The organism is Kitasatospora sp. NPDC043950 (genome assembly GCF_056435345.1).
The window spans coordinates 1-6764 of record NZ_JBWKER010000115.1 but is presented as its reverse complement, the minus strand read 5'-3'; the positions used below and the strand labels follow the sequence as shown (position 1 = coordinate 6764).

Genomic DNA, 6764 nt, shown 5'->3' with positions numbered 1-6764 from the left:
TCCCCGATGGAGTTCGAACAACAGCAACGCACGACGGCTAAACTCTCACTCGCGGCGTAAACCCCTGTGTCCACAATCCGGGGGTCACCTCAGAGACCGGAACCTGCAAGACGCCTGCTTCCGACGGGCCGTGCCCGATGGGGCACCCAGCGGAAGCGGTTGCCCAGAGGCTGTGGGCAGGCGTCGTCGAGCTGTCCTGGTACCGTGCCCGTCCCCGTGCCCCAGGTTGACAGGCCAACACCCGGATGAGGAAGGAGGAACCCCATGCGAAGCGGTAGAACGTCGCCCGCGACGGGATTGTCAGCCACGCGCACCGCGAATCGGCGGACTTGTACCTGAGACGGCGAGATACCACCAGGTCCAGTGGGACCGGCAACGAACCCGCAGGACAACCGGTGGTCCCCGCGACGGAACGCCCCCGTTTTGCCAGAAGGGTTGAGACGAAGTGGAAGATCGGGAGCACGCAAGATCTGGCGAGTAGCAGGCCAGGGGGCCGAGCGCTCGTCCGAGGGTTGAGGAGTATTCGACCGGAAACCGGTGCCCGTACTCCTCTGTGACCGACCGCTGGAGACAATGCCCGCAGGGCCGGACCGTCCACGGTCCGACCGGTGCGGTGACGGGCCGAGGGCCGGGCCGGCCGCGGTCCTGACGGCGGACCGGCGGCGCAGGGCAGGCGGCAGGGGCAGGTCCGGTGAGCAGGCTGCCGCTCAGCAGCGCGCCGACATCTCGATGATCCCTGCACCTGAGAGACCATCTCGTGGAACGAGGGACTCAGTAGGGCGCCGACCGCGTGGCTACTACGACGGCAGGATAGCCACATCCGTGGGGACGGGGTTCCCCGAAGGAGCGTAGTTGCATGCCAACACGACGTAATCCATGCCGTGAGCTGCGTATTTCATGTAGGCACAGCCGACTTTATAGGACTTCGCCCACATCACCTGCGTGTAGTGACCAACGCCAGAAAATTCGAGAGGGGAAGGTTTCGTGTTGACGCTGGGTTGCGGGGCGGCCTGAGCCGGAGAAGCGATCACAAAGGTGGTACTGGCCAGGGCAAGGGCGGCAGCGACACGGAAACGCTTGGTCATGCCTGGATAACGACCACTGGCAGGCGGAGGTCACTCCGCAGGGTCGGACCTCGACCAGAGCACCACCAGTTAGCTCCCTCGTTGGGTGAAATATCACAGGGGACCCGACGATCTTGTCAGGGGCACGCACGCCGCCACAAGAACGCGTCCGGACCACCCAGGCGTGCCGCCTCCGCCGCGTGCTCGACCGTAGTGTTGGCCTCGTCGTACAGGCCCAACGCGGCCAGCGCCGCACCGATCTGCTCGGCCGTCGCCGGCCGGACGTCCGTCTCGTCTTCGCGCTTCACGACCGGCAGGCCACTGGTCGCAGGTCGGCCGCGTGGGCCGAAGACCGAGACCCAGCCCTTCAAGATCATCCCGTGGCGGCTTTTGGGCTCACCTTGGAACCGGCCGCAATTTCATCTGATGCAGGACTGCGTTCTACCCGCATATCCGCAGGGGTTCTGACGTTATCGCAGGTCGGAGAGCCTGCGTGTGCAGATCCCCTGGTCTCGGTTCGGCAGTCGATGATGCGGAGCGATCACCGGAGGGGCTTCTGAACTGGGCACTTGTCGTGCGATTACTTCTGATGAAAGATTCCTTCGTCTGATGTAGGTGACGGGGGGTTGCCGCGGGATGAGTAGGAACAGGCTGGCCCCGGGGGCGGCAGAGCTGCATCTGGTCGGTGGGTTGCCGCTGCTGCGGCCGGACGAGCAGGTGTTCACCGCGATGCTGGACGGCTGGCGCAACCAGCAGCTGGCGCGGAACCTGGCGTTCTCCACGATCGAGGGCCGGGAGAAGACGGTGCGGGCGTTCGTCCGCCACGCCGATGCCTTCCCGTGGGCCTGGTCGCCACAGATGCTGGACGAGTGGATGGGCGACCTGCGTGCGGTGTGCGCGCTCAAGCGCTCGACGCTGCGGAACCACCAGGGTTCGGTGTGCTCGTTCTGCTCCTTCGTCACCGACCCCGCCTACGGCTGGGCGGCGACCTGCGAGGAGCGGTTCGGTACGCACCCGGTGCAGGTCGTCCACGACTGGAACTCCGCGGTGCACGTGGAGGAGGCCGAGGCCGACGCCGGGAAGCGGGCCTTCACTCATGACGAGCTGCAGGCGTTCTTCGACCACGCCGACGAGCAGGTCGAGCGGGTGCGCGGCCGGGGCCGCAAGGGCTGGCTGCCGGCCTTCCGCGACGCGGTGCTGTTCAAGACCGCGTACGCCTTCGGCCTGCGACGAAACGAGACGAGGATGCTCGACGGCGTCGACTTCGGCCGCAACCCCGAGGGGCCGGAGTTCGGCGACTACGGCGTCCTCTACGTGCGCCACGGCAAAGCGAAGAAGGGCTCACCGCCCAAGCGCCGCAGCGTACTGACGGTGTGGGACTGGTCAGCGGAGATCCTGCAGCAGTGGAGCGAGGAGGTCCGCCCGCTGCTCGCCACCTCCGGCGCCGGGGCCCTGTTCCCCTCGGAGCGTTCGGCGCGAATTGGGTTCTCGCAGATGAACACCCGCTTCGCCGCCTACCGGGACGCGCTGGGCCTGGACGAGAATCTGGACTTCCATTCCTTCCGGAGGTCCTACGTCACCCACCTGATCGAGGCGGGCTGGGACGCCCGCTTCGTCCAGGAGCAGGTCGGCCACGACTACGCGTCCACGACCGCGATCTACACCTGCGTATCCTCCGACTTCCGCACCCGCACGCTGCGACGGGCGCTGGACTCGACGATGGACGCCGCTCTGCGGCCGGCAAGGAGGGCATGATGAAGCGCCAGGTCAGCTACCAGTGGCGGCTGCGCGAGGTGATGGCCCAGCGCGGTATCTTCGCCGCCTCCGACCTGTCCCCACTGCTGGCCGACCGCGGCATCGAGTTGTCCTCGGTCCAGGTCTGGCGGCTGGTCACCCAGACCCCTGAGCGCCTGTCGCTGCCGGTGCTGGCCGCGCTCTGCGACATCCTGGACGTTACCCCCGCCGACCTGATCGCCACCCGGGCCGAGAACGCGGCCCCGCGCCGCACCGCCGCCTCGGGCGGTGCCGACGTGGTCGACCTGGCTGCCACCATCCGACCGAAGCGGGCCCGGGTCCGCCCCGAGAAATGAGCCGCACCCGGGTCCGGGCCGAAGACCTGTTCTGCGCGCGCTGCCGCCGGCCCGTCAAGATCAGCGCGGCCCACTGGCCCGAGGGCTACCTCTGCGCGGCCTGCCGGGATCACGCGCTGGAGACCTACGACCGGTGCGTCGGCTGCGGCGTCGACCGGCTCACCCCCGGCATCGCACCGGACGGCGGCCGGTGGTGCACCGACTGCGCCGGCGGCCTGGGCGATTTCTTCTGCGAACGCTGCGGCCGCGAAGCCGCGCGCTACCGGCGTGGGGTCTGCGGGAACTGCGTCCTGACCGAGCGCCTCGAAGAGTTCCTGGATGACGGCACTGGCCGCATCCGGGCCGAACTCGTCCCGTTCTACGACGAGGTGAGGAACGTTCCCCGGCCCAAGGGGATGCTCACCTGGATCGGCAAGCCTCACGTTCAGCAGATCCTGCAAGCCCTCGCCCAAGGGCAAGTGCCGCTCAGCCATGAGGGATTGGGCACGCTGTCACCTTGGCGATCGGTCGCCCATGTCCGAGACCTGCTCATGCATTCGGGCGTGCTCCCGCACCGGGACCGGCACCTACTGCTGTTCGAACGCCGCCTGCCCGAATGGCTCGACGCCGTCGAGAACCCGGAACACCGCACCCTGCTGCACCGCTTCGCGACCTGGCATATCCTGCGCAAGCTCCGAAACACCGCGGACAAGCAGGCCCTCGGAGCCGGCACGGTTACCTCTGCCCGAGCCCAACTTACCCAAGCGGCAGCGCTCTTGGCCTGGCTTGCCGAACGCGGTCGGACCATCGACGACTGCACCCAGGCCGATCTGGACGCCTGGTACGCCGAGAACGCCATCAGCCGCCGCCTCGTCCAACCGTTCCTGCGCTGGTCCATGGACCACCACGCGATGCCCCGTCTGAAAGTGCCTACGGTCCCGCACCGAGAACCCGGCCCCGATCAGCCAGCACCGGCGCATCGCCCTGATCCGTAAGGTCATGACCAGCAACGAGCTCCCGCCCATGGAGCGGGTCGCCGCCGCACTGATCCTGCTCTATGCCCAGCCCATCCGGCGTCTGGTCCGGCTCACCATCCACGACGTCCAGCACGAAGCCGATCAGGTCGCACTCCGGCTCGGCGATCCACCCGCCCCAGTCCCCGAGCCCTTCGCCGGCATACTCCTCGACTACATCCACACCGCACGGCGGAACCGGCCGAACGGCACCGCTCCGGCCAGTGACTGGCTCTTCCCCGGGCGCCGAGCCGGGCAGCCGATGGACCCCGCGAGCCTCGGCAGGCGGCTCGCCGTCGCGAGCATCCCCACCCTCCACAGCCGGACCGCGACCCTGCAACCGCTCGTCCTTCAAGCCCCGCCCTCGGTTGTCGCTGGGATGCTCGGCTACCACGCCGTCCACACCGAGGCCGTTGCCGCTCAAGCGGGAGGAACCTGGAAGAAGTACGCCCCCGGTGACCACACACGGTGACCCTCCCCGGCCGTCAGACCGCGTCTGAGATCTGACGGACTACTGAACGAAGTCCTGCCAGAAGGCGACGGTGGCCCGCGGATTCCAGGCTTCGGGGTGCTCGTACCCCTCTTCGAACTCGTGGCTCATGTACTCGGCAAGGTCTTCGCCGTAGTAGATGATGTCCGTGCCCCAGATCGACAGGACCGGGTGCCCGTGAGTTCCACGACCTGCGGGAAGGAATCGGTGCGCGTAGAGAGGTACCAGTTGGGGCACCGACGCCAGGTGCTTCTCTGCTGCGGCCCGGGCGTCCTGCGGTTCTGCGAGGCGCGGGCCCCACGAGGCATGCCAGTACCCGTGCTCGACCGCTGACAGCACCCCATCGGTCGGCCACGCGAGGTGGGAGCGGAGTTCGTCGGGGTCGCCGTTGCGCCAGTCCGGCCAGGGCTTCTCCCAGGTGGCGCCCTCTTCGGGTGGTGAGCAGACGGGTAGGCCGGCTGCCAGGAAAGCGCGGTGGTCGTCAGAGAACTGGATGTCGTACTCGGCTTCGATGCGCTCGAACTCGTCGCCGCTGAGGCCAGGTTCAATGGTGCAGCAGTCGGTCTGCCGCAGGCGGCGGGCGGCTTCGGCCCCGAGGCGGGTTCCGTCGATGTTGATCACAGTCGAACAGTAGTGCCCTTGTCGGCCCAGAGGGTTTAGGTGAGGCCAGCCGCTCGGACTGCAGCGGGCAAGAAACCGCGAGCCATGGTTACGCAGGATCACCATCGGACCGCACGGTGGATGAACTCAGATCACCAGATCACAGACTCCTACCAGTGCTGGACCCCTGGGTGCGTCGATCCAGCGCAGCCCGTCAGGGGAGGGCTCGCGCATATGGGCAGCCCACAAAGTGGTCACGCGGGTGATGATCGGGCTGTCGCATGATGGCGCGTCGCCGCTCACTGCGGTCCTCCGCTCTTCACCTGGGCCCATTCGAGAAGGGCCTCGATGGCGTCGAGGAGCTGGTCCGGGTTGCGGAGATCGCGATGTTCTTGCCGGATCCGGCCACTGGCCCAGTCACCGCACTCCAGCTCAGCTTCGCCGCTGTCCCAGACGATGAGCATGGCGACATAGCCGTCGGTCTCCACCGTCATCCATGCGCTGGTCTTGGGTCGACCGTCATCAGGTGATCGTTGGATGTCACCCGTGACCCCGCGTGATCGCAGTTGCTCCTCGTTCTCGGTGAACCAGGTATGGAGCCTCTGCGGCAACTCATTCATTCCGCTCTACCTCTTGTTGCAGCCTCACGGCATGGGAATGCTCGCGACAACGTGAGCCGGCCGGAGACCGCGGCTTGGCGGGCCTGGGCCAGCTCGCGCATCTGGTGGCGGAGCTGCTGGTACGCCGCCCTGTCGGCGAGCGGCGGTGCGGTCGGCGCGGAGACCGGGTCCGTCGGCTCGGTGTCGGGAGCCGGGGCGGAAGCACTATCGGGACCCGACCGTCAGGACAGCGGACCGGCCAGCAGCTGGGCGGCCAGGTCGTGCAGTTCGGCCACCAGGTCTTTCGTCAGCCCGCCGCGGTGCTCCTGTTGGTCCTCCGCGCGATACAGCCATCCGCGGACCGGCCGCAACGGCGAGCCGGGGTCGTCGACGGGGCACAGCTCAAAGCCGATCCGCTCGGCCGCCACCAACGGATCGACGCGGCCGTCCAGCAGGTCCCGCAGGCAGTACTGGGCCAGCGCCCGGTCGCGGCCCTCAAGGGTGGTGGGCAGCCGCAGCACCGGCCAGAATTCCTGCTCCAGCTCGGCCAGCAGCCGGCACGCCTCCAGAACGTCCGACTCGGACAGCACGCCGAGCTCCCACAAGCTCAAGGTGTCCGCCCCGCCGGCCAGTGCCGCCCGCGCAGCCTCCACCGCCGCGGAGACCGTCCCCGGATAGCCGCCCAGGTCGCGCTCCAGCAGCACCCGACGCAGCGGTTCCAGGGCCTGCTCCAGCTCCATGGCGCGAGCGTAGCCGCCCACTCCGGCATAGCGCGACGTGATTTGAGCCGGGGGCAGCCGGGTGGTGCGCTGGCCGGTCTCACCTACGCAGCCAGTCGAATCAGCGCGGCATCGGGCGGCCGGGAAGACCGGAGTGAGCACGCCTGAACGTCTGCGTAGAACGGGAGAGGAGCCGGCGTCGACTGGCTG

Annotated in this window: 9 protein-coding genes; 4 read left to right on the top strand and 5 right to left on the bottom strand. The window is 68.1% G+C overall.

The features are described from left to right. Positions 1 to 797: 797 nt before the first annotated feature. Positions 798 to 1085, bottom strand: a complete 288-nt coding sequence (locus AC07BF_RS37405) for a CAP domain-containing protein (RefSeq protein ID WP_478334581.1) — start codon at positions 1083 to 1085, stop codon at positions 798 to 800. A 116-nt stretch (positions 1086 to 1201) separates the two neighbouring features. Beyond that, a complete protein-coding gene (locus AC07BF_RS37400) occupies positions 1202 to 1372 on the bottom strand; it encodes a hypothetical protein (protein ID WP_478334580.1) in 171 nt (56 codons plus the stop codon). A gap of 328 nt (positions 1373 to 1700) precedes the next feature. Here AC07BF_RS37400 and AC07BF_RS37395 point away from each other — a divergent pair, with 328 nt between their 5' ends. From AC07BF_RS37395 to AC07BF_RS37380, 4 genes are read left to right on the top strand one after another with little or no spacing between them, the layout of a single operon-like run. Beyond that, a complete protein-coding gene (locus AC07BF_RS37395; protein ID WP_478334579.1) occupies positions 1701 to 2819 on the top strand; it encodes a tyrosine-type recombinase/integrase in 1119 nt (372 codons plus the stop codon). After that, positions 2819 to 3154, top strand: coding sequence for a helix-turn-helix domain-containing protein (locus AC07BF_RS37390; protein WP_478334578.1), 336 nt, complete (start codon positions 2819 to 2821; stop codon positions 3152 to 3154). The genes AC07BF_RS37395 and AC07BF_RS37390 overlap by 1 nt, the downstream gene beginning before the upstream one ends. Beyond that, positions 3151 to 4128 (top strand): hypothetical protein, encoded by a 978-nt coding sequence (locus AC07BF_RS37385; RefSeq protein ID WP_478334577.1) that lies wholly within the window; start codon positions 3151 to 3153, stop codon positions 4126 to 4128. Before AC07BF_RS37390 ends, AC07BF_RS37385 begins: the two co-directional genes overlap by 4 nt. Positions 4129 to 4132: 4 nt before the next feature. Continuing rightward, entirely contained in the window at positions 4133 to 4618 is a 486-nt protein-coding gene (locus AC07BF_RS37380) for a hypothetical protein (RefSeq protein WP_478334576.1), read from the top strand. 39 nt (positions 4619 to 4657) lie between these two features. On the opposite strand, the gene AC07BF_RS37375 is transcribed toward AC07BF_RS37380, so the two are convergent. From AC07BF_RS37375 to AC07BF_RS37365, 3 genes are all read right to left on the bottom strand, one after another. Then, positions 4658 to 5257 (bottom strand): hypothetical protein, encoded by a 600-nt coding sequence (locus AC07BF_RS37375; RefSeq protein ID WP_478334575.1) that lies wholly within the window; start codon positions 5255 to 5257, stop codon positions 4658 to 4660. Positions 5258 to 5535: 278 nt separating this feature from the next. Beyond that, positions 5536 to 5856, bottom strand: a complete 321-nt coding sequence (locus AC07BF_RS37370; RefSeq protein WP_478334574.1) for an immunity protein TriTu family protein — start codon at positions 5854 to 5856, stop codon at positions 5536 to 5538. A 221-nt stretch (positions 5857 to 6077) separates the two neighbouring features. Next, on the bottom strand, positions 6078 to 6575 hold the full coding sequence (locus tag AC07BF_RS37365) for a hypothetical protein (protein WP_478334573.1): 498 nt from the start codon (positions 6573 to 6575) through the stop codon (positions 6078 to 6080). Between the last annotated feature and the right edge of the window lie 189 nt (positions 6576 to 6764).